The organism is Metabacillus sediminilitoris (genome assembly GCF_009720625.1).
Taxonomy (GTDB): Bacteria; Bacillota; Bacilli; order Bacillales; family Bacillaceae; genus Metabacillus; species Metabacillus sediminilitoris.
Genome location: NZ_CP046266.1, coordinates 2597520 through 2621724, shown reverse-complemented (window position 1 = coordinate 2621724; position 24205 = coordinate 2597520). Strand labels below are relative to the sequence as shown.

At 39.3% G+C, this 24205-nt stretch carries 12 protein-coding genes; 3 read left to right on the top strand and 9 right to left on the bottom strand.

Features of this window, described 5'->3' with window-relative positions; translation table 11 throughout:
* Positions 1–77 precede the first annotated feature (77 nt).
* From GMB29_RS12400 to GMB29_RS12375, 6 genes are all read right to left on the bottom strand, one after another.
* Positions 78–6332, bottom strand: coding sequence for a TIM-barrel domain-containing protein (locus GMB29_RS12400; RefSeq protein ID WP_136353986.1), 6255 nt, complete (start codon positions 6330–6332; stop codon positions 78–80).
* Between the two features lie 164 nt (positions 6333–6496).
* Complete coding sequence (locus GMB29_RS12395) at positions 6497–7693, bottom strand: ROK family transcriptional regulator (RefSeq protein ID WP_168733846.1); 1197 nt, start codon at positions 7691–7693, stop codon at positions 6497–6499.
* A 238-nt stretch (positions 7694–7931) separates the two neighbouring features.
* Positions 7932–8798 (bottom strand): peptidylprolyl isomerase, encoded by an 867-nt coding sequence (locus GMB29_RS12390; protein WP_136353982.1) that lies wholly within the window; start codon positions 8796–8798, stop codon positions 7932–7934.
* 90 nt (positions 8799–8888) lie between these two features.
* Positions 8889–10679 carry a glycoside hydrolase family 66 protein gene (locus GMB29_RS12385; RefSeq protein ID WP_136353980.1) on the bottom strand — a complete coding sequence of 597 codons (1791 nt, stop codon included), beginning with the start codon at positions 10677–10679 and terminating at the stop codon, positions 8889–8891.
* 220 nt (positions 10680–10899) lie between these two features.
* Positions 10900–12087, bottom strand: a complete 1188-nt coding sequence (locus GMB29_RS12380; RefSeq protein WP_136353978.1) for a hypothetical protein — start codon at positions 12085–12087, stop codon at positions 10900–10902.
* Positions 12088–12265: 178 nt separating this feature from the next.
* Positions 12266–14809: a glycoside hydrolase family 31 protein gene (locus GMB29_RS12375; RefSeq protein WP_136353976.1), complete on the bottom strand. Its 2544-nt coding sequence runs from the start codon at positions 14807–14809 to the stop codon at positions 12266–12268.
* A 952-nt stretch (positions 14810–15761) separates the two neighbouring features.
* On the opposite strand from GMB29_RS12375, the gene GMB29_RS12370 reads away from it, so the two are divergent.
* Genes GMB29_RS12370 through GMB29_RS12360 form a run of 3 tightly spaced genes read left to right on the top strand, consistent with a single transcriptional unit; the run spans position 15762 to position 20292 of the window.
* Positions 15762–17432: a cache domain-containing sensor histidine kinase gene (locus GMB29_RS12370; protein WP_196305246.1), complete on the top strand. Its 1671-nt coding sequence runs from the start codon at positions 15762–15764 to the stop codon at positions 17430–17432.
* Between the two features lie 18 nt (positions 17433–17450).
* Positions 17451–19007 carry a response regulator gene (locus GMB29_RS12365; protein ID WP_136353972.1) on the top strand — a complete coding sequence of 519 codons (1557 nt, stop codon included), beginning with the start codon at positions 17451–17453 and terminating at the stop codon, positions 19005–19007.
* A complete protein-coding gene (locus GMB29_RS12360; protein WP_136353970.1) occupies positions 19000–20292 on the top strand; it encodes an extracellular solute-binding protein in 1293 nt (430 codons plus the stop codon). Before GMB29_RS12365 ends, GMB29_RS12360 begins: the two co-directional genes overlap by 8 nt.
* Positions 20293–20498: 206 nt before the next feature.
* Here the strand turns inward: GMB29_RS12360 and GMB29_RS12355 are convergent, their stop codons facing one another.
* From GMB29_RS12355 to GMB29_RS12345, 3 genes are read right to left on the bottom strand one after another with little or no spacing between them, the layout of a single operon-like run.
* Positions 20499–21665: an iron-containing alcohol dehydrogenase gene (locus GMB29_RS12355; protein WP_136353968.1), complete on the bottom strand. Its 1167-nt coding sequence runs from the start codon at positions 21663–21665 to the stop codon at positions 20499–20501.
* Between the two features lie 45 nt (positions 21666–21710).
* Entirely contained in the window at positions 21711–22661 is a 951-nt protein-coding gene (locus GMB29_RS12350; protein WP_136353966.1) for a phosphoglycerate dehydrogenase, read from the bottom strand.
* Positions 22662–22697: 36 nt separating this feature from the next.
* Complete coding sequence (locus tag GMB29_RS12345; RefSeq protein WP_136353964.1) at positions 22698–24203, bottom strand: tripartite tricarboxylate transporter permease; 1506 nt, start codon at positions 24201–24203, stop codon at positions 22698–22700.
* Positions 24204–24205 lie beyond the last annotated feature (2 nt).

Here is a 24205-nt window from a genome sequence, read left to right as displayed (position 1 = left end):
GGCATACGTAGTTTTGTTATTATATTAAGCTATAAAAGCTCTCTACCTTTATTTTCAACATTCCTCTTCATCTTCTCTTAGCGTTTTCCTTTTAGTTCAGTCGTAATCACTTGTGCTTCAGCAGTCGATACCTCTGCTGTTTTCACAAATATCATATCTGTTTTTGAATCGTTGTACCAAACATCGTTCCCTTTTTCGACCGCTTCTTTGGAATCAACTAATCTTAACTTTTTGCCGTTTCGTTTCACAGAACTGAGTCTTCTATCGCCCGCATTTGCTTTTATTTCTGCAGACCATGTTCTGTTTTTAATCTGTCCATCGAAGGTGCCTTTAATTGCTGAAATTTTAAGTGTCACATTCCCCTCACCAGATGCAGCGGCAATCTTTGTCTCTGCCGATTGACCGTTTTCATATTTGAATGTTTGACCATCATCTTCATATAACGTAAAGCTTGAAGCTTCTCCATTTTGTTTTGGATAGACGTTCAATGCGATCGTTGATGCTGGTTTTTCATTTGTATAGTTTTGAATCTCACGCTGTGGAATAATTGCCCCTTCTTTTACAAATACCGGAATCTTTGACAAATCCGCCTCATACTCAATGGTTTGCCCTCCCGTAAATGTTTTCTTGGTGCCCCAGTCATACCATGTACCCTCAGGAAGATAAATACTTCTCTTTGATATGCCTTCCAATGAAATCGGCGCCACCAGCATATTTGGACCAAACATCCATTGGTCTTCAATTGCATATACGTTTGCATCTGTTGTGTAATCCATGACAAGCGGCCTCATTAATGAGACATTTCCATCATTTGTTTGCTTTGTTACTGAATAGATGTAAGGCAGCAGTTTGTATCGTTGTTCAATGCTTTGTTTTACAATGCCTTCTGCCTCCGCACCAAACGCCCAAGGCTCTCTTGTATTCGTTGGATCACCACATTCACAATTATGAGCCCGGAAGATTGGCATAAAGGATCCAGCCTGCATCCAACGCGTATAGAGTTCTGCTGACGGTTTTCCGTAAAATCCACCTATATCCGTTGTAAAATAAGGGATACCAGACATCGAGGAGCTTAACCCCAATTGTAAATTATGCCTAAAGGATTCCCAGCTTGCATCAATATCTCCGCTCCATACGGTCGTTCCGTATTCTTGAATCCCAGAAAAACCGGAACGTGACAGGCTCCATAAACGGTTATCACTGTAACTTCGATGACCATTATAGAACGCTTTCGCTTCATTTAAGGCATACACATTTCTAATCTCTGCTGCACTGCCTTTAGAAAAGTGGTGTCTTAATGAGTCCGTTGGCTTCTCTGGTTCATTTAAATCGATCCAATACCCTTTTACTCCCGCATCATGCAATGTTTTAACCTGTGCATTGAACCAATCGACAGCTTTTGGATTGGTGAAATCCACTAATCCTGCTTTTCCATACCAAGCGTCATAAACAACTGTATTTCCTGAAGCATCTTGAACAAAGTATCCACTGCGATCTCCTTCGTTAAAATTGTTCGCTGTAACTTGAATATACGGATCGACTAGCGGTACCGTCTTGATTCCTTTCTTGGCTAGCTCCTCCATGCTTTGTTTTGGATTTGCAAAAGACTCTGACCAAGTCATATCAAAATAATGATTTTCTTTGGCCCAATAAGCATCAAGAATCATACCGTCTAAGGGAATTTGTTTTTGGCGGAACGTATCAACAACCTTATTTACTTCTTGCCAGCTCTTATATCCATATTTTGATTGGATATAACCCAGTGCCCATTGCGGCGGCATCGGCGCCTTGCCTGTTAATTCTGCATAACTTTCCATGATATCGGTTAGAGTGTTTTTCTTTTCACCTGACATAAAGTAGTAAATCATTTCGCCGTTTGGTGAACTGAAAGAATACTTCCCACTGTCTGTGGCACCCATATCAAATGTGACACTTTCATAGGTGTTATCAAAGTAAAGTCCATAGCCATTTGTACTCGTAAAGAATGTTCCAGAAATATCTGACGTGTTTCCGCCATATCCGCCTTTCATACCGTTGTTCATTACAACCTTATGGCCTCTGCGGTTAAAAGATTGGGAGTCACGATCCATCCCAAGACCAAAGAATTGCTCCTTTGGATCAAGGTTCATGGCAGCATAAATTCCTGTATCTCCATCATACCCTAATCCTTTACTCTCACTTTGTTCCGTTAATATCTCCGTATTTGCTGCATCATAGTATGCAAGCTTAAATGGAGACTTATAAGCTCTCAAACTCATTTTATTTGTTTGAATCAAAATATAATCACTTTTATCCGTTACCTTAGGGACTACACTTGCCCCCTCCTCATCAACAACAAAAGAAGCTTTTTTCTTAAATGTTCCAGTAGGTTCCATCCATACTTTAGCCGTATCTTCTTGAACGAATTCGACTTTCACTTTTTCCTGGTTAGCAGAATGTAATACGATCGATTTACCATCATCTGATACAGTATATGGATTACCGGCATCTAAACTTTCAACATATGAAACATTTTGATGCTCGGCTGGATCTTTTTTTATCATTTTAACGTCATCGAGTTCAAGAACACTTTCAGCCTGGCCTTCTGCGATCACGCCAACCTTTACCACTTCATCAGCCATTAGCTGGATATTTGGAACTTTTACTTCTTTCCAATCACCACTTGCCGGGATCGGTACTACTTTTGTGCCACCAGAGTATTTGACATAAAGTGAAGCCTTGTCAAAGTTTCCAGATTTACGAGTGGTAATTGATAATTGATAGGTTCCATCAGCAGGGGTATTACCAAATTGCCATAGATCAGATGAATAAGCTTCCTTACCCGTGATTTTGACAAATGACTTTTCATCTGCTGATTCAATCGATTGGTTAACCATATTTGTACGGCTCCACCCAGTGAATCCTTGCTCAAAGCCTTTGTTAAATAGGCTGACTTCTACCTCTTCAGGCACTTCATTGTTTGCTGATTGAAGCATCACATTATCAAGCTGCAAGGATGTATCTGCTTTAGGTGCTTCCATATAAAATTCTAGAGTCAATTCACCTTCTGTGACATTGATCGTGTCTGTGCTGAATTTTTTATACTCAAACTCATCCGCGGTCCATTTCTGCTTTACAGGACCATTCGGATCCTTTAGATTTGGTTCAATTTTCACCTCTACCTTCTCTTTACCAGGCTGGGAGACAATCATTTTAGCAACCCCGCCGGCAAATGATGGATCCAAGTGCGGCATTAGTTTCGCCATCGCTGAAACTGTATACTCGCCGTCCTTTAGACCAACAATTGTTTGCTTAGTAGAAGCTTTTCCTCCCTCATTAGGAGAATATAAGTATTGCTTATACCCTTCATAAGCATCGTTTTTATCGACACCATGCCATACAGTTGTACCAAAGGTATTGACTGTCCAGCCAGTTTCATTTCCCATTTCAAAATTCCCGTTAATGAACTGGCCTGTACTTGCTCCAAACTGTATGGAATCAAGTAATGTAGCACCTGTATCTTCTCCAGTAAATTCCAAGTGGATTAAATTGACCCCTTTGTTCAGTTGTACAGATTGTTCGACAGTTCCCCATTTATCTCCGGTACTTGGGAACGACACTTTCGTCGGGTCATCAATTACATTCTTCTTTTTATCCTCAACGGAAAGTGACAAGGTACTAGCTGCTGCCTGTTCATTTCCGTATTTTATTGCTAGAGGGAATTGACCTGCTTCAGGCATTTCAACAGCGATTGTTACTTTTGAGCCTTTTTTGTTCAACCCTGTAAGATAGCCAAATCCATCGTATCCCATTTGTTCATTACCGAAGATGGCTCCTCCTTGATATGAAGCGACTTCTGTTTGATATATTTTCTTGTTGTTTTTTGGAATGAGTTTCAATACTGTCGTATCATGAGGTTCGAGCATTTCAGAATACATCGAACGGTAGCCGAGATCCTGATGCTCCCATAGATTGCGGGCAAAAGCTTCCTCCTTGATTCCAAGATCTTTTTTGAAATCCATTGATAGCCCTTTGCTTGTATCACTGCGGTTAAAGAGTGCTACGACCCAAGATCCATCTGGTAATTGACCAGCCCATCTTTCACTGTCGCGGCTTACATTGTTTTTATAATGCTGATTTGAATAAAAGATTGGCTTCCCTGCAAAACCAAGTTTGTTCAATTCGATCAATTCAGGGTTTTGATAATATTTGTAATTATCTCCGATTGTGTCATATTGATCGGCAATGGTAATTGGTGAACCAGCCATGGTGAACAAAGAGATAGCTGTTTTCTTTTCGTCCTCGGCATAACGGCCTTTAAACGTATTTAGCTTTAAGAAGTCACCGTCATTAATCATTAATCCGCGTCCCGAAATATCCGCAAATCCAGTAAATCCTTGAAATGGATTGGCCCATTGTGACCAATTTTTTGTCCACTCTTGTCTCCGGCCGCTTATATGCTCCCAGCCGCCACTGAATGCATCCTCATCAATTCGGATCATATCGCCGTATTTTTGTTCATATTCACCGTGGTTGTTTAAATCAGGCATAACTAAGCTAAGGAATATGTTATTCTTTTCAGTAGCTTCATTCATCCATTGAAGTGCTTTACGATATTGTTCTCTTGTATGACCTGTACCGATTTGGCCCAGCCCTTTATCATATCCGCTTTCATACCAAGATAAAAAGTCAACACGTAAATACGAAGCTCCTTGTTCTGCAAAAAAGTCGACATATCCTTTCAAAAATTTCTCGGCATCAGGATGGTCGACATTTAACCAATAAAGAGCTCTTTCTCCTCCTTGGCCGCCATCAAAACGGTCACCTTGAAGCGTTTTTCCGCCGCCAATATCTTGCGGCTCTGTAATAACAAGATCTGCAACAGGTGTATCTGTCCCTTTCACTTTGTATTTATCCGGATTTTTAACAACCTCTGGACTGATCCAAAGCGGATTATAATAGATGCCAAATTTCATCCCTTTACTTTTCACGTAATCTGCCCAGTATTTCCATGTATGTCCTTCTGGATAGCGCTCGTGAGGATAACCCTGCCAATTGTCATAGACAACAGAAACATCATCGATATCAATACCGGCATCACGCACTTGTTTTTCGGTAGGATCAACAATAAATTCGATTTTTAATTGACCTGAAGTCACATTCACAGTCTCTGTATACGCTGACCAAGTTTCTGAAGTCACTGGCTTTTTTACATTGGCCTCAGGATTAGCTTTATCGTATCCAGAAATCTTCATTTCTACAGCCACACCTTTGTCGGCAAAACCATTTTTCCCTTTAGCATTAGAATTGACACGGTAGTTTCCAGTTGGCAAATCCTTTATCGTTTGAGAAATAACTTGTTTGTTTGGATTTTCACTATAAGTCCATAATGACTTGTCTCCTTCAGTGTCATCATTTCGGCCGTGAGCAAAATCACCTTCAAACGTCCATCCTTCTGTTTCAGCTTGCTCAAAGCTACCATTTACCACAACATTTCCCTCAGGTATTGGAGGTTGATTCGCATCTACAGCTGCAAAGGTAACATCATCAAGCTGCAATGAAGCGTTCCCTTTTTTTGAATCAATGACAAATTCTACAGTCATTTCTGTTCCAATCGATTTCACATCAAAAGAATAGTTTTTATAACTCGAACTTATCTTGAATGGTACCTTCTCTACTACTTCTCCATTCTGGATGATCCGCATTTCAGCACTGCTGCCAATAGCATCATCAGCAAACTGATTTGACCCGCTAAAATCCTGAAGAGTTGCCCACGCAGATAATCGATATGTTTTATCCTTATCGAGCCCTGTCACTGTTTGACTCGTGTTAGCATTAAAAGGGGCATTTTTATAAAAGTAAAACTTAAAGTTATTTCGTGCACCGGATTTATCGACTCCAGAATCAGCATTCCCCTTGATATCCCAGCCTTCCGTTGTCGCGTATTCAAAATCACCGTTAAAGATTTTCCCTGGTTTAAGATATGGTTTATCGCGGCCATCCATATAAATCGGGTCACTCATCCAGCGATCATTATGCGACACCACATATCCGTTTTCATTTAATAGAGTTGCACCCTCTATCCACCCGTCCGTACTAATCATGTCGTAGCCATATGGTTGGAAATGTTTAGCCATCCAATCAACATTATCTTTTAAACGATGTTCCGGCATGAACACATCTTTTCCAAATTGATGCTCATAAGTAATCCAGTACATCGGCCCTGCACCATCTCTAGTAAACTCACTATTTCTTGCAAACCCAGAACGAATGTTAATAACAGATAAAACCATCGAAATCATCACTGTTAGGATCATGGCTTTCTGAATAAGTCTGTGTTTACTGCTTCGCATGTTTACCCTCCCTATTTGTTATCGCTCAATACAGAGTACAATCTTTATCTACCAAAATTCTGCTTTATCACCCCCTTTAAAATGTAAGCGTAATCAAATATAGATACTTTATTCAGTGAAGAAAGTAATTATTCCAAAGGAGTCAACAATAGTCGTTTCCTTTGTTAATTGTAAATAGGAACTCTAAATAAGTGGCTTACTACTAGTGCGCACGCTCCAATTAACCATACATCCCCACCCAGCTGTGAGGTTTGGAACTGAAGTTTTCGAGGATGCTTGACAAAAAAGTGGACGGCCAGCTCCTTTTGAATACCTTTTAACAGAAATTCGCCCTCTCTTAATCCTTCCCCACCTAAAATGATTGCTTCAGGATTAAATAGATGGACCATGTTCTTAATCCCTAATGCTAAATTTTCTCCTTGCTTGACCAACAATTCCTGTGCATACGTATCTCCGCTTTGAGCTGCTATTACAATACTCTCAGGTGTAATGGGAGTAAACGACGCTAATACTGTTGGAACACCAATCGAGACCATGCGCTCAGCTTCGTTCACAATGTACGCATCAGAAGCATATAATTCTAAACAGCCCCGTTGCCCGCAATAACAATGGCGATCACCCTGATAAATCGTGATATGACCTAATTCACCAGCTCCGCCGAAGTCTCCGCGAAACAACATATTATCAATCACAATTCCTGCTCCCACACCAGCTCCAACTGTCACACCGATGAAGTTTCTATAGTCTCTTCCCTGTCCTATCCACTTTTCAGCAAGTGCAAAGACATTCGCATCATTATCGATCAATAAAGGAACATCAAAGTGTTGGCCAATTGGCTTTAAATCCCCATGCTCCACCTTTAATATTGGTGAATAGATCACTTCATTGCTTTCCCGATCTACTAGCCCAGGCGTAGCAATGCCAATCCCCACTAATTTGGTAGCGCATTCATTTTGTTTCATGAAAGAATCAAGCTCGTCAATAATAACCTTTGCTAATCTGTTCGCTTCATTATGAGTATATGAAAATTGATGTTTGTGTAAAATCTTGCCTTCCAAATTAGATAAACACATTTTCACCTGTTGTGGCTCAATTTTCATCCCAGCAACAACACCAAAATCTCCGTTAAATTTTAATAGCACTGGCTTCCTGCCGCCATGTGAATCTCCAGTTCCAATCTCAGAAACAAGGTTTTCTTTAATAAGTTCATCGATAATATTTGTAATTGTTGATAAACCCAGCCCTGTTTCTTTCGCTATTTCTGTACGCGAGATTTTTCCTTTCAGGCGAACCATATCAATCACGAAGGAACGGTTCAGTTCTTTAATAAGCTCCTTATTTCCTTTTCTAAATAAATTCATTACACACTTCACCCCTTCCCTCATTTCATAGGGTAAATTTAGCATAATTCATTCAGTGAAACAAGTTAAGTTTCAGATAATTCAAAAAATAGGAATTTCTCCTCACATTCCTTTCAATTTATTTAACTGACTTATTAGGATGCTAGAGGAATTTTTTTTGGATTCCTACCACCAAAAAAGACTGCAAAGCTTTTGCGAAGAATCACTTTGCAGTCTAATCTTTTCATATGGTATGCTTTTAGTTTTTTTCAGGTTGTTGCGTGGTTTTTAATGCATCCTTTAACTCTTGATCTTTGATCGAAATATCAGCTTCTTTTTGAAGCTTAGAAATAACTTCTTTCATTGGCTTCGCTTTTTTTAAGGTTAATTCTCTTTCAATTGCTTTTTTCTTGTCTTCAAACTTGTTTGTTTTCTTATCCGTTACTTTGATGATGTGGTAACCGTATTCTGTTTTCACAGGTTCACTGACTTTATTAACATCTAGTGAAAATACAACTTGATCAAATTCAGAAACCATCCTCCCTTTTGTAAAATATCCAACGTCACCGCCATTGTCTTTCGAGCTTGGATCAATGGAATAATGGCTCGCAAGCTTAGCAAAGTCCTCCCCCTTATCAAGTCTCTCCTTCACTTCTTTCGCCGTTTTTACATCCTTAACAAGAATGTGGCTCGCTTTTATTTCATCTTTATACTTTTCCTCAAATTCTTTTTTCACTTCTTCCTCTGATACCTTTACCCCATCTGTTGCTGCTTTTTCAGCCAATAACTCGCGTTCAATATTCTTTTTAAAGGCTTGCTCATCTGTCATTCCATTTTGCGCAAGAGCCTGATGTAAGCCTTCCTCCCCGCCGAATTGTTCCGTATACTCTTTGATTCTTTCATCAATTTCTTTTTCTGTCACTGTGTATTCTTTTGCAAGCACCATCGTTTCTACCATTTGTTGTAAAACCTGGTCCCCGGTCTGAGCCTTTAATTCGTTGTAAAATTCCTCTTTGGTAATTTCACCCGCTTTCGATTGAACAATTGTATTAGAAGCACTAAGATTGCAAGCTGAAAGAGAAAGAACTGCACCTGCTATTCCAAGGGAAACGATTATTTTTTTCATTACAAAACACTCCTTTTTTTGGACGATATATACCTAACATTGAAGCTAAAACATTCTTATTCTATTGAAATCAAGATAGTGATAATCCCTTTATTGTTCATACTCTATTACTACCATATCCCAATATTTAAGACTGGGAAGTGTAAAGATGACTTTGTGATTTTCTTGTTTAAAGTTTAGAGATATAGGCACACCGTTTTGCTTGTCCGGCGAAGCCATCCAAACCTTTTTAATCAATTTAGTCTCTTCAATCTGGACAGTTAACTGCTTGCGATTTTGAGGTTCAGCTTGCTTTGCATGTGTATCACGCCATTCTAATGTTGTAGCATCAAAGAAGTTAATAAAGTGAATGACTTTTTTATTCTCTTTTTGTTTTGCGAAGCTCCATATTTTCCCCTTTTCCGGCTGCGTAGAGAAATGAACCCAATCAGATGAACCAATCGCGATCGGTACCTCCTTCAGGTTATCTCGAAGCAGGTTTTCATAAGCTACTAGAAAATCATAATAATGCAAGAGCTTGCTTTGTAGGGATTTGCTCATCTTTAAATTTTCATGTGGAAAATATTCCTTTGACAGCATGTGTTCACCCAATTCTAAGTGCGAACCTCCCGATGCAAAAATCACACTATTCGTTAATAATATACCTGGGATATTAAATTCCCCCGGCTGATTGGAAAACTCGTAATTCATATAGGCGGCTAAGATTGAATTATATCTCCCTTTTGAATAGTGATCATTTTCATCAATAATGCGTTTTAAATCGCTATAATACTTATCTTGATCCCATACTTCTGTATATAAGAAATCGACAGGAGCATCACCAAGCTGTTTTTGCCCATATTGACTAACCGAATTCATCACAATCCGTTTATCAGGTGTTTCTTTTTTGATATGTTCCATAAAAGGTTTGAAAGATTCGTCGAGCTCCACGAAATTGCCATTATAGTCATATACATTTCCCCGCGGACCAAGCTGATCGATATGCCAGCCATCAAAGGGAAGATTCTCGTAAACTTTTTTTTGCTGATTAATTAAATAGGTTTGCCACTCCGAATTTGCCGGATTGACAAGAAACACATCACTTTTCCATTCTTCTGGTAATGGATGATAATCATGTTGATTTTTTTGCTGATCTTTAAATAAGCGCCATTCTGTTTTGACACCATCTTTTTCAGCTTCTGCAAAAGCACCGTATAAAAGGTTATATGCCATTGTTTTCATATTTCGATTATGGGCTAACTCAATATATGATTTAATCGTCTGCAGCGAGGTAGGACGATTGGCGATGTCCTCCCAATGGACGGCAGACTCATTGTTTTCTAATTTAATAGGTTGATGGTGTTTATAATGCCAATCATAAAATTGCAATCCATTAATGTGATAACGATTCAGCCAGGAAATAACAGACTCCATGTCTTTGTTGGACATGTCATGAAACTTTGACAGAAATCCATATCTCGGAAATTTTGACCAATCGCTTGAAACATCAACCGCAATTGTTTGCTGATCTTGTTCAGTTTGAGTTTCCAACTGTACACGGACTAAATATCCTTTGAAATCCTCTTTTGGCGGCTTCCATGTCCAATGTATTTCTTTTTTATCTGCCTTCACCTTTTGTTTAGAGATGACGTCATTTAAATGATAGTAGGTGATTTCTAACATTTGATCCGAATACTCAGCCGGTAATTTAGCATTAAAATGAACGGTTTCTTTTGGTTGATATGAAGCTTTATCAATTGTTAGATGTTGAATAATGCTGCTTTCTTCTATTATTTGCGGTTTCTTTTGAAAAAAGAGAGGCTTTATTACAACCGCAGTGACAATTACTAGCAAAATGATAGAAAACAAGATAATGATGATTGGTTTCTTTTTTGAAAGCATACAATCAAACTCCCCATAACGAACAATTAGTGTCTTTGATGGTTCCCAAATCTCTTAGCCTGTTTGACTATGGGATAAGGTTTTTAAAAATTTGAATTTAACAAGTTGCATTTAAGTTGAAGCATACTTTCTTTTCCAAGAAGCCTGACTAAATTCTAAATGAATGTAGTCAGACCCTCATTTCTTATCTTTATTGGTTAACAATTATATGAGAAAGTTATCATTCAGTTTTTGGACCATAATCTGCATCAATGATCTTTTCGATGGGATGTCCAGCTTCTGTTAATCTTTCAATCTCAGGTCCTATATAAAGATCTGTCTGGAAATACCCATTTTCGGGTAGATCAACGTTAATTATATAGGTTCCCGGCCCATAGACATTTGTTACATTATCATAAGCAGTCTGACCGTCATACGGATTTCCGTCTTCTAGAGGTACTGTCCCTTCCGGATATGCATAGCTTGTAAAGCTAATCTCAATCGGATTGCTTCCATCTGGCACTGTAAACGTAGCCGTTCCTTTGTCAACAGTTGAATGAAAGTACTGGTCAAGCGGACGCTCCGGTTCTCCGTTTAGTCCATAATCCGCATCAATTATTTTATCCATTGGGTGTCCGCATTGCGTTAATTTTTCTACTTGGGCACCAATATATAAATCTGCCTGATAATATCCATTCGGCAAATCAACTTGAACCGTATATGTACCTGGCCCATATATATTCGTGACGTTATCAAAGCTAGTTTGCCCCTCATACGGCTTCCCGTCTTCTTGAAGTACTGTCCCTTCCGGATAAGCATAGCTTGTAAAACTAATCTCGACTGGATCCATACCCTCAGGAACCGTAAATGTTGCTGTTCCTTTATTCACACTGCTATTAAAAAATTGATCGAAAGGTCGCTGTGATTCAATCTTTCCCGTCAATCCAGCTTCATTATTTATCTTTATAGAATCGCTCCACAATTCTCCTTTTCCTGGATGGCCAGGGCGCTGATAAGCTTTAAACATATAATTCCCGTCGATAAGCTCATCTGGTGTATACGTTAATTCCTGTGTTTCACCAGAAGGTAACACGTTAACAACTCCAGAATAAACAACCTCGCCGTCTTTAGGATTGCCATTCGCCGACCAGTAAACCTCGTACGCTACTTCCCCCTGCATGGTTTGTGAGTCCTGACCATTTTTTATCGTGGCAGAAATGCCAGTGCACGTTACATTTTCAGAGATAAATGATAACGAGCTTTTATCCCATGATGATTTATTTTGTTTAGATCCATTTTGGTAGCTGCCTTTTTCAGCTTGTTCATTCTTAATTGAAGCAGCAAATGTTGTATGAACTGGTTGAATAAATGAAATTGATAGCAATGTTGCCGTTATAATGCCAACAGATAGTTTAGTTAGCTTTTTCACATGACATCCTCATTTCTAACAATCTTTTCGTTTTCGAATATTTTTATGAGATGACTAGTTTATTCGTTTAATAAAGAAGAAGGTGACTCAATACGATCTAACATAGTGTTATTGGTCACCCTCTTCTTCCTACTATACTTTCACTCTTACATTTGCCTCTGCATATGCTCCTGTCACATTATCGAATTTGAACTTCTTTTTTCTCATCAGCTGGGATGCTTACATAAAGAACCTTTGCTTTTGCATCATAGAAGAAGGTATTTGTTTTACCTTGTGATTCTGCAAGAGAACCAACCTCTTGATATTTGCTGTTTCCAGCTTGAATTCTCGATGGTTTTTCCGCATTGTTTAATTTCAATGTGTATTGCTCTAGTTTTGATTCTTTGAAGTTTTTAACTTCTTGTTTTTGTTTGAATGCAATTTTATTACCCTTACGTTCTACTTCAAATGATGTTTCGTTGTATTCACCTTGTTTGTAGTCTTCTGTTGCACCATCATCCTCGTAGAACGTATATGAAGCGTTTTTGTCTAAATACGTATCAAGCACAAGGTTTGTTAAAGGTTTTTCACTTGTGTATTGCTGCACGTCACGGTTTGGAATCATTGAATCCTTCTTCACGAAAATCGGTAAATGACCAAGCGGAGCATCTACAGTAAGTGTTTGTCCACCTTTATATTCTTCACCAGTCCAATAGTCTGTCCAGTTTACGCCCTGTGGTAAGTAAACGCTACGTGATGTTTGACCTTTTGTAATAACCGGTGCAAGCATCATAGAGTCACCAAACATGTACTGGTCACTGATATCATTTGTTTTTTCATCATGTTGGAATTGATAAACAAGTGGTTGATGTACCGGCTTACCACTGTCAGTTGCTTCCTTGAATTCATTGTATAAGTAAGGAAGTAATTGATAGCGCAAGTCGATATATTTCTTGCTGATTTTTTCAACTTCTGGACCAAATGCCCAAGGCTCTTGACCTTGTTTAATTTCAGATTTTGCATCACTATCATAATGGATACGTGAGAATGGATAGAAAGCTCCTACTTCAATCCAGCGAGCAAACAGCTCTGCGTCTGGTCGTTTAGCAAATCCGCCAATATCAGTACCAACGAAGGATACACCTGATAGACCAATATTAGAGATCATCGGGATGGACATTTGCAAATGCTCCCAGTTCGATTCGCTGTCACCTGTCCATAAAGCAGCCCAGCGTTGCGTACCTGCATACATGTCACGTGTCAACACAAACGGACGAGTTCCAGGCTTGTGTATTTTAAAGGCTTGGTGAGTAGCATCTGCTTCATCATGACCGTATAAGTTGTGATATTCCGTATGCATAATTTTGTTATCTTCTGTACCAAAATAAGCATCCAAAGGCAAAGTATGGTACATCTTGTCATTGTCGATAAATACGGCAGGCTCATTCATATCATTCCAGATCCCGTCAATTCCTTCATTAAATAACGTATCATGGTTTTTTGCCCACCAATCACGGACTTCTTGTTTAGAGAAATCAGGGAAAGCAGAATCTCCAGGCCATACCGGACCGATGAACGTTGATCCGTCTGCGTTTTTCGCCCAGTAATCATTCTTCGTACCTTCCTGATACATACGATAGTTTTCATCTTGTTTTACAGCTGGATCGTTGATTGCGATCGCATGGAATCCAGGCATTGATTTTAGTTGTTTTAATGCTTGTTTATATTGTTCATTCCATGTAAAAACACGGTAGCCATCCATATAGTCAATATCAAAATGCATCGTGTCCAATGGAATTTGTTTTTCACGGTATGTCTTCGCAATATTTACGATTTCATCTGCTGTATATCCCCATTTACTTTGGTGTAAGCCCAATGACCACTCTGGTGGAGCTTCCATTTTACCTGTTAGATCTGTATAGCGGTCAACGACATCGCTGATTTCCGGACCGTATGCAAAGTAATACGTTAACTTACCTCCATTTGCATAGAAATAGTAGTAATCATCAGATTCAGTTCCCATTTCATAGTAGGAACGATGTGTATTGTCAAAGAATATCCCATATGCTTTTTTGTCTTTTAACCCAATGAAAAATGGGATTGATGTATATACGTATTTTGTATCTTTCGTATAAGCGTAAGCATCTGTGTTCCACATGCCAATGCTGTCACCGCGTTTGTTGAATTCCAGACCTGCTTGCTCACCGAAGCCATAGAAGTCTTCATTTTGATCTGTTTTCTTAAAGACATAAGGCTTTCCATTTTCATATCCTGAGGTCTTATCTTGATTGACATAATCCTCATTGATCACATTTCCTTGCTTATCAAGGAAGCGTACACCAAATGGCTTCAACTTAATTTCAACTGTAAGTTCATCTGTTTTTAACGTATAAGTATCTTTGCTTTCGATTGCTTTAAATGCTGGTGTATCCCATTCAGATTCTTTTTTAGCAATCCCTCTTGATTCGAATTCTTTTTCACCTTTATTTAATACAGAAACTTTTACAAAATCTTTGTCAAATAATCGAATGTATGCATCATTTGATCCTAAGTCCAATTTGACGCCGTTTGAAAGCTTCTCGATTCCTTGAACAGAAAGCTTTTGAAGATTTTCCTGAGCTAAAGGTGTGTCTGCTTCGGGCTGTGTAACGGCTAGAGCATTCGGAGCTCCTGCAGATAAACAGATAGTAGCTGCAAGTGATGCACTTGCGATCATTTTTAAATATTTTTTTGGTAAGTTCATGTTTCCACCTCAAATTAAAATTTTCTATTCACTGGTAAAATCCTTTTATTCATAAGCTCGCTTTCACGCATTTGAACTGCTTTTTTCTCTACTGCTGGGATTCTTACATTCATTTCATTGTTCTCACCTTCTGCGATAAAAATAAAAAATAAATGATTTCAACTCTAGAATGTCTTCACATCAAATTTCTTTAGAACATCTCTCCATTCTCTTTTCATTTTTAATCATGAGCATCTTTTGTTTCCCGGGTACACTATCAAGTTAGCAACATAGAGAGTCCTTTACAATCGGTTAAAACTCCTACCTGGTATTTTAAAGGCTCTCAAGCCACCATGAATTTGTTAGAAAAAGCATCCTTTAAAATGGACTTAAATAGCGTGGATCTTGATTTGGAATAGCTTTACAATTCCTTTACATTCGAGCAGGAAACGCCTGGTATCCGGCTGAAAAAATGGGTATTTTTAGAAAATGATAGACTATGAGAACTAAAGGACTTTTCTCTTTGATTACTTCCAAAATGGTTTGTCAATCTCTTATTTTTCGTGTATTACTTAAAATATGACGCTCACCCACGATTTTTTTCCTTATTAAGGTTTTATATGAAAATTATGGAAGTTAGTTTAGTCTTTTTACGGCCAATTCTGCGGGGGTAAAATTTTATGGTCTTTACTCAAAATAAAACACCTTCACTTCTGACGAAGGAAAAAAATGATATGTTTATAAGAGAAATAACAGATAAGCAGGTGTTCTTTTCCAAAACCTTCCTTGGGCAATCGCTCTCCGCACCTTTACAATAATGAATAGTAAGAAACGAATAAGGCGGGGTTTCATGTTCCGAAAAAAATTTTTATATAGAAGCTTTTCAACTAAAATCATCGTGGCTTTTCTGCTTGTGATTTTGATATCGACACTATTTATCTCGTTATCTTTTTACTGGGAGTCTAATTCGATCTTGAAGAAAAACGTGCGGGAGTCCACCGTTCAAATCACCAAACAGACGGCGGAGTCGCTCTCATTTATATTGAATGTTGGAATTGATACCTCTGATTTTATTAGCAGTGATCAGAACATCCAGCAAGCTGCCTTACAGTTAAATAGCAATACATCTGACGAACAAAGAAGAAATGACCAATACATTAATACGCTGCTGAATAATTATGTTTATTCCAACTCCTTCGTCAAAATTGTTTATGTGCTGAAAGAGGAAGGCAGTGGCTGGGGCAGCGGAACCTTTTCCGAAGCCAGACTTAAAAACATACGGCTATCAGACAAGGAATGGGTAAAGGAAGCCAAACAAAAAGACGGAGAATTGGTTTGGCAGGGGCTTCAGTATGACGATTTCAACGGAGGCGGAATTAATACAGACTTAATTCTTCCTGTCGGCAGGGTCTTGAAGGATTTTGACACGCTGAATAATATCGGACTGGTACAGGTTCATTTAGACGGACGGTCTATCCTAAATACAATTGAGCACTTAAAACTTGGGAAGACTGGGAAATTCTTCGTTGTCGATAAGAACGGAATGATCATGATTGATGCGAATTTAGACAGCATCAATAAGAAGGTAGAAAATCCTGATTTGTATCACCATATTGTTGATAATGATGCTGTTGAATTCGAATTTGAAGCGAATAACGTGCCATATTACGGTGTCAAGCAGCCGCTTAGCAATGGCTGGATGCTAGTAGGTACTGTTCCGATCCATGAGATCAGCGGACAATTGGATCGTCTCCAATCCTGGATCGTCGTTTCAGCCGGTGTTTTCTCCTTGCTTGCCATTGGGATTGGTTTTTTCATTGCCGGCAGAGTAACGAAGCCTATCAGACAACTGTCCCAGAGCATGCTTCAAGTTCAACAAGGTGATCTAAAAGCGAGAGCGAATGTAAATTCCTCAGATGAGATCGGCTTTTTGAGTAAGCAATTTAACGAAATGCTTTTTGACATCGACAATTTAATGCAGCAGGTGGAAACGGAACAGAGTGAAAAGCATCATGCTGAGCTTCGGGCTGTTATGCACCGGGTTCATCCCCACTTTCTCTTTAATACACTTAGCACCCTGCGCTGGCTTATTGATTCGAATCAAAACGAGCGCGCTTCTCTCGTGTTGTCGGCACTGACCCATCTATTGGAAGCAAATATGGGCAAAAGCGGCAGCATCATTATGGTTGAGGAGGAACTGGACATTATCCGAAAGTATTTGGTCATTTTGGAGCTTCGCTACGAAAAAACCTTCCATTTAGTGTTAGACATAGAACCAGGTACGGAAAGGCTCCTTATCCCCCGCATGCTGCTTCAGCCTGTGGTGGAAAATGCGATATTCCATGGCATTGTTCCGAAGAATACAGACGGACGAATCTCGATAAAGATTCATTTTGATGACGGGAATTTAGTATTTCTTATAAACGATGACGGCTTAGGCATCAGTGATGATAAAGTAAAAGAATTGAATGATCCGGTGACTGCTGTTGAAAAAGGAAAAATCGGCATCGGTTTACGTCATATCTTTGACACACTAAGTCTATATTACGGTCAAAGTTGGGAATGGTCGGTCTCCAGCGGGTCAAAACAAGGAACTACTGTGCGTATAATATTAAAAAATTGGGAGCTGACACAAAAAAATTAATGCACCAGGAGGAACATTATGTTTAGAGTTCTTATAGTGGATGATGAGCCTGTTATCCGGAAAGGAATTACATCCTTTATTGATTGGGAAAAGGAAGGAATAATGGTTGATGACCAATACGCAAACGGTGCCGAAGCCCTTTCTGCTCTTGAAAAACAACCGTATGATATTCTCATTACCGATATAAAAATGCCTTTGTTAGGCGGGATTGAACTTACAAAGAAAGCACTAGAGCTTTACCCATGGCTCAAAGTAATCCTGATCAGCAACTATAGTGACTTTGAATACGTAAAAGAAGGTCTTAAACTCGGCGCGGTCGATTATTTGTTAAAGCTAACTCTAAAAAAAGAAGATCTTCTTGCCGTCCTCAGGCACTGTATCACGATGCTAAACGAGGAACGGCAAAAGAATTCTGAATTGAATCACTATCAACAAGAAGCCGTCTATCTTGAAAGAAAACGTGTTGAACAGGAAATGAAAAGATTGATCGTGCAAGAGCAGACCTCCTTTTCTTCAACCGAGTGGGCGCCTTCATGGCTGGAACATTCGTACGCTTGTGTTTATCTTATGCTGGATGGTGCAGAGGAATGGAGGGAAAATCACGGCTTTCTCTATATGCAGTTCCTTTTGGAGGAATGGCAGAAAATGTTTTATGAGCAAATCGAGATTGGGACCGCAATGATTGTTGCCGAAAGCAGCATGTTTCTCATTTTTCCTGATCTTAATGGGACGGAGCAGCAGCAATTCCTTCAGTGGAAGCAGTTTATAGAAAAGGAATGGGACGTTTCAACATCGGCAGGTTTAGTAAAAGAGCAAGGTATAAACAGCATTCTTAAGGGATTTAAAAACAGTTTTTCAGCCTGCCAAAGACGTTTTTTTGAAGGATTAGGCGGTTTTTATCATATGAATGGGTTGGAAAATATAAGAATCGATAAAAAAATCCATAATTGGAAGCCATTCTTCGATATGATCAGCAATGGAGATCCAACATCATCCGCAATTGAATATGCGCTTAAACGCTGGAATGGCGAGGCCCTGACTTCAGAACATGTAAAGCATGAGGCGTGCAGCCTTCTCACAGGCACCTACCGATTGCTCGGTGCTGAAGAATCTATGCTCCCAGAGCGGCATGATTTGCTTTTCCAAACGGAGACAATTGATCAAATGGTATCCCTGCTGGTTTGCCAGCTAGAAGAAATCAGGTCTACGTTAACACCAAAACTGATTGATAATGGATATGACGAGGATTTAATAAAGAAAGCACTGGAATATATAGGTGCCCGTTATACCGAGAACATAACACTGCAGAGTGTAGCAGATATCGTGCATCTCAGTAAAAGTTATTTCAGTCTCTATTTCAAAAAACAAACAGGCCGAAATTTTGTCGATTATCTGATTGATCTGCGGATCAGGGAAGCGAAGCGCCTATTAGTGGAAAATGAAAATCGAATTTACGATATAGCTGAAGCTGCAGGCTTTAAAGACGTAAAATATTTCAGCAAAGTGTTTAAAAAGGTAACCGGATTAACCCCAATGGCTTACAGGGAAAAACACCAGGTGAGCAAGATTGGCTAGATTAAGAAAGGATGTTACCGATATGGGATGGAAGCTGGCAGCCTATTTACTGATTCTCGTATTGTTAGCAGCTTGTAAAAGTCAGTCGATGATTTCCGATCCAAAGCAGGTTCAATCGCTTCAAAATGATGAAAAAACAGTGATTACGTTTTGGCACACCTACAACGACAAAGAAACCGAGCTGTTAGAACTAGAGTTGATCCCTGCTTTTGAGCGTGAGCATCCGAACATGCGGGTCGAGTCGATCAACTTTGCTTTTAATAATGAATTAAAGAACACATTAATCGCACGTGCCTCTTCAAACAGAGGTCCAGATGTGGTCAGGCTTGATATTGCCTGGGTTCCTGAATTTTCACTTAAAGGGCTTCTCGAACCGTTAAACATGTTCCCAGGTTTTCAAGATATCCAAAGCAGGTTTTCTCCTCATGCGATGGCTGGAGGCTATTACAAAAAAAATTATTATTCTCTTCCGCTTAATATTTACACGAAGACTGCGATCTTTAACCGAGAACTTCTAAAACGAGCCGGCTATTCAACGCCTCCGCACACAATGGAAGAAGTGATAAAGATTGCACATCATCATCGCTTATCTATCGGACTTGGAGGATTGGAACCTTGGGATACGATTCCTTATATATACAGCCTTGGCGGGGCCATTTCCGATAAGAATTTCAACAAGGCTTCCGGATATTTAAATAGTCAAGAAACGATCGATGCTGTAGAGCAATTAACACTACTTTATAAAGAAGAACTTATTAATCTTCCTGATCAATCCGGTGATGACAAAAATTTTGAACGAGTAAAATCCGGAAATATCCTTATGACGGACGAAGGCCCCTGGTTCTACAGTCTATTAGATAAAGCAGAATTGGATCGTGCTCAAAACCTGACCATTCCAGTTCCGTTTCCACATGATAATGGACCTGTATCAATTATAGGCGGCGAAAACCTCGTGATTATGAAGGGCAGTAAACGACCAGCTGCGGCATGGACTTTCATGAACTGGATGACAGACAAGAATGCGCAGCTTCGCATGGCGCAAACTGGATTAATGCCAACAAACCTGGAGGCAGTCAAAGCTATGAAAATACCGAAAGATTCTTATCTTCATTCTTATAAGGAGGCTACGGAAAATGCTTTTTTATGGCCCAAAGTTAAGAACTGGAGTAAAATCGACGAAGTGTACTGTGAGTACTTGAATAAAATATTTGAAGGTGAATTGTCTGTTAAGTATGGTTTAGACCGTGCTGCAGCTGAAATAGACGAGTTATTAGCTGATTCTTGATGCAAAAATAACTGTATTTAGTTCCTCTACAATTTTGTTTCCAGCAGTAATAAAAGCCAGAAAAGTTCTGATAATTCACAAGAACTTTTCTGGCTCTTTAACTTTCTTCCCCTATTAAATATTTTAAAGACCGTTTTAATATTGCAAAACACTTTTTCGTTAATACAATCCAAAACAATACAAATGACATCCAGCCATTTCACTATTTATGGCAATAATATACGATAAATCTTCTCCATTTGGTCAATCGTCAGCGACTTCGGATTGTTATTTAATAACCGAGTTACCTTTAAAGCCGACTCAGCCAAATGAGGAATGTCTTGTTCATCGACCCCATATTCCTTTAAATTTTGAGGAATATTCAATTCCTTTGTCCATTCAGCGATTTGTTCGATCACCTTCTCAGCTAGTTTTTCTGGGGATTCCTCCGCTTGATCGATTCCCATTGCTTTACTTACTTCAACAAGTTTTTCTGTTATCACATCCATATTAAATGCCATCACATGCGGCAACAACATTGAATTTGCCACACCGTGAGGAATGTTAAACTTGCCGCCCAAAGGATATGCCAAAGCATGAACTGCCGCGGTTCCTGCGCTTGTTAATGCCATTCCGCCGTACATAGAACCGAGGAGCATTTTTTCTCTTGCTTCAATCGATGAACCATGATGATAGGCTTCTAGAATGCTTGAGGAGATAAGTCTAATCGATTCTAAAGCAAACATATCACTCATTGGATTTGCTTTATTTGAAATATAGGATTCAAGAGAATGGGTAAATGCATCCATGCCAGTAGCTGCTGTAATTGATTTCGGGAGACTTATGGTTAACATCGGATCAAGGATAACCAGCTTTGGAAGAAAGTATTTACTAACGATTCCTACTTTCAACTCTTCTTCAGGTACTGTAACAATCGAATTTGGAGTAACCTCTGATCCTGTTCCTGAAGTAGAAGGAATTAAGATCGTTGGAATCCCTTCTTTTTCAATTTGGTTCCCGCCTAAAAGGTCCCGAATGGAATAATCATTTGTTTTTAAAACAGAGAGAAGTTTTGTAGCATCAAGGACACTGCCACCACCAATTCCTATCAATAGATCAAACTCTTTATCAGCGATATCCTGATAGATATCCTCAATATTTTGAATCGTTGGTTCAGGCATAACATGATTGATCGTAAAGGTTTTAATCCCTTTTTCTGATAATTGCTTTTCTAATGTATCAATGAACCCTAATCTTTGAAGAGCTGGTTGAGCCACAATTAAAGCAGAATCGATTTTCCTTTTGACAAGATGCAGATGTTCCGAAAGCTGATCAAGTGAATGTGCTCCAGAGATAATGTGATTCGCAGTAAAAAATTGATAAAAATGATTCATAAAGCTTCTACTCCTCCTTATAATCAATGCATGTGATTGTATGTATTAAAGTTGATTCACTACTTGTGTTGGTCTTTCACCCTTTACAAGTACATTGACAATATTTCTTACACTCGTCATCCCCACATTATTAATGGCTTCGTACGTATAACCTGCAATATGCGAGGTAGCAATAAAGTTTGGCAATGTAAATAATGGATGGTTTGTCACAGGCTCTTTTAAAAATACATCGATAGCTGCCCCGGCAATCTTCTTTTCTGATAACCCAGCATAAAGGGCATCTTCATCAACCATCCCTCCGCGGGAAACATTAATTAAATAGGCTGTCTTTTTCATGATGTTTAGTTGTTCTGCACCAATGAGGTTTTTCGTTTGCTCATTCAATGGCATATGCAGGGTTACAAAGTCACTTTGTATCAGCAGCTCTGGGAGTTCAGTAAATGTCACATCATTTTCTTCAGCAAAGGCTACATCAGGATAAGGTTCAAAGGCAAGGATGTTCATGTCAAATCCTTTTGCCCTGCGCACGACCTCTTTTCCGATTCTTCCAAGGCCGATAACTCCTAACGTTTTCCCATAGACCTCAGTTCCAATTATCCTTGGCCACTCGCCATCCTTTGTCAAAGTATTTGCTTGAGGGATATTTCTTGCCAAGGAAAAAAATAAGCCAAAAACATAGTCTGCAACCGCCATTTTATTACCATCTGGAACATTTGTTGCCCAGACACTTTTCCTTCTTGTTGCTTCCAAGTCAATATTGTCGTATCCCACTCCATGCTTGCAGACAATTTTCAAATTTGGAGAATGCTCTAACAAGCTTTGGTTTATTTCTGTATAACCTACAATGACAGCATCAGCATCCGCTAATTCGGAAAACAATTCTGATGTGGGCGCCCCATCAGAAATACGGACTAATTCAATTCCATGATCATTCAAGTACTCAATAGGCTCATTCGAATACATGCCGAATGACGGAGAAGTAGAAACTACTTTCATTGAAAAATTACCTCCATTATAAATTTTTCTGTCTCATTACATTTCAATATCACTTGCAATCATGCTTTTCTTTTTTCTAAATCCAGATACGAGACTAAACACGAAAACAACCATGGAAAACACAAGGACAGAGCCTGCAATTGGCCTGCTGAAGAAGCCAAGGACATCACCTTCGAACATCGCAAGTGATTGCAGCAGCGAGTTTTCCATCAAACCACCTAACACAAAGGTTAAAACAATCGGCGCGATTGGGATATCAACCTTTTTAAAAAAGTAACCGATTACACCAAATACCAGCATTGCCCCAACGTCCCATAAACTGTTGTTAACACTATACGAACCGAGAATCGCAATTAACAGGATGATTGGATACAATAGCTTCGCAGGTACCATTGCAATTTTAGCCCAAACACCTGCAAGAGGCAGATTCATAACTAAAAGTAAAAAATTACCGATAAACATACTTGCAATAATGGCCCAGACAATATCCGGATTAGATTGAAACAGGGCAGGACCTGGAGTAAGACCATTCATAATAAAAGCACCTAGTAAAACAGCGATTGTCGGCGAACTAGGAAGTCCAAGTGTAAACAAAGGTATTAAGGCACCACCGCAATAGGAATTGTTTGCCGTTTCCGGGCCAGCTACACCTTCAATGGCACCCTTTCCAAATCTTGATGGATCTTTTGCAAGCTTTTTTTCCAAAGAGTAAGACATGATGGCAGGTATTACCGAGTTCGTTCCCGGAATCAATCCAGTTAGAAATCCCAATCCCGTCCCTCGTCCAATTGATTTTAATGCGGGTGACCATTCTTCCTTCCTTGGAAAAACGCCTTTCACTTTTGGAGGTTTTTGCGTTTTGCCCTGATTTTCTATGCCGATTAATATTTCTGACATTCCGAATAACCCCATGGCAATCATGACAAAATCAAAGCCTTCCATTAATTTCGCCTGCCCAAACGTAAATCGGTCAAGTCCTGTAATCGGATCCATCCCGATCATGGCAAGTGTAAGTCCAATTAATACTGCAATGAGACCGCGGAGTAAAGACTGACCCATTAACCCAATGACCATAATCATCCCCATTACCATCAATGCAAAAAATTCAGGCGGACCAAATTTTAGCGCAAACTCCGCAATTGGCGGTCCAATAAAGGTTAAGCCTAAAATAGAAAATGTTCCACCAATAAAGGAACCAATGCCTGCAACTCCTAATGCAGCACCTGCCCTTCCCTGTTTTGCTAGTGGATGTCCATCCATACAAGTTATGACAGAGGCAGATTCCCCAGGTGTATTAATGAGTACAGAAGTAATTGTTCCTCCATACATGGCACCATAATAGATTCCAGAAAGCATGATAATAGCTGAAATAGGTCCCATTCCAAACGTAAGCGGGAGAAGGACAGCAGTTGCAGTTGTTGGCCCAAGTCCCGGCAATACTCCGACAAGCATTCCAATTGTTACACCAATGAGACAATATAATAGATTAGACCACGACATAGCTGTTTCAAAACCAGATAATAATAGACTAAATGACTCCATTC

Coding starts and splice junctions, on each gene's coding strand:
- GMB29_RS12395 (WP_168733846.1), bottom strand. CDS start 7,693: ATGAATTTATTTAGAAAAGGAAATAAGGAGCTTATTAAAGAACTGAAC.
- GMB29_RS12375 (WP_136353976.1), bottom strand. CDS start 14,809: ATGAACTTACCAAAAAAATATTTAAAAATGATCGCAAGTGCATCACTT.
- GMB29_RS12390 (WP_136353982.1), bottom strand. CDS start 8,798: ATGAAAAAAATAATCGTTTCCCTTGGAATAGCAGGTGCAGTTCTTTCT.
- GMB29_RS12400 (WP_136353986.1), bottom strand. CDS start 6,332: ATGCGAAGCAGTAAACACAGACTTATTCAGAAAGCCATGATCCTAACA.
- GMB29_RS12350 (WP_136353966.1), bottom strand. CDS start 22,661: ATGAAAGTAGTTTCTACTTCTCCGTCATTCGGCATGTATTCGAATGAG.
- GMB29_RS12365 (WP_136353972.1), top strand. CDS start 17,451: ATGTTTAGAGTTCTTATAGTGGATGATGAGCCTGTTATCCGGAAAGGA.
- GMB29_RS12345 (WP_136353964.1), bottom strand. CDS start 24,203: ATGGAGTCATTTAGTCTATTATTATCTGGTTTTGAAACAGCTATGTCG.
- GMB29_RS12385 (WP_136353980.1), bottom strand. CDS start 10,679: ATGCTTTCAAAAAAGAAACCAATCATCATTATCTTGTTTTCTATCATT.
- GMB29_RS12355 (WP_136353968.1), bottom strand. CDS start 21,665: ATGAATCATTTTTATCAATTTTTTACTGCGAATCACATTATCTCTGGA.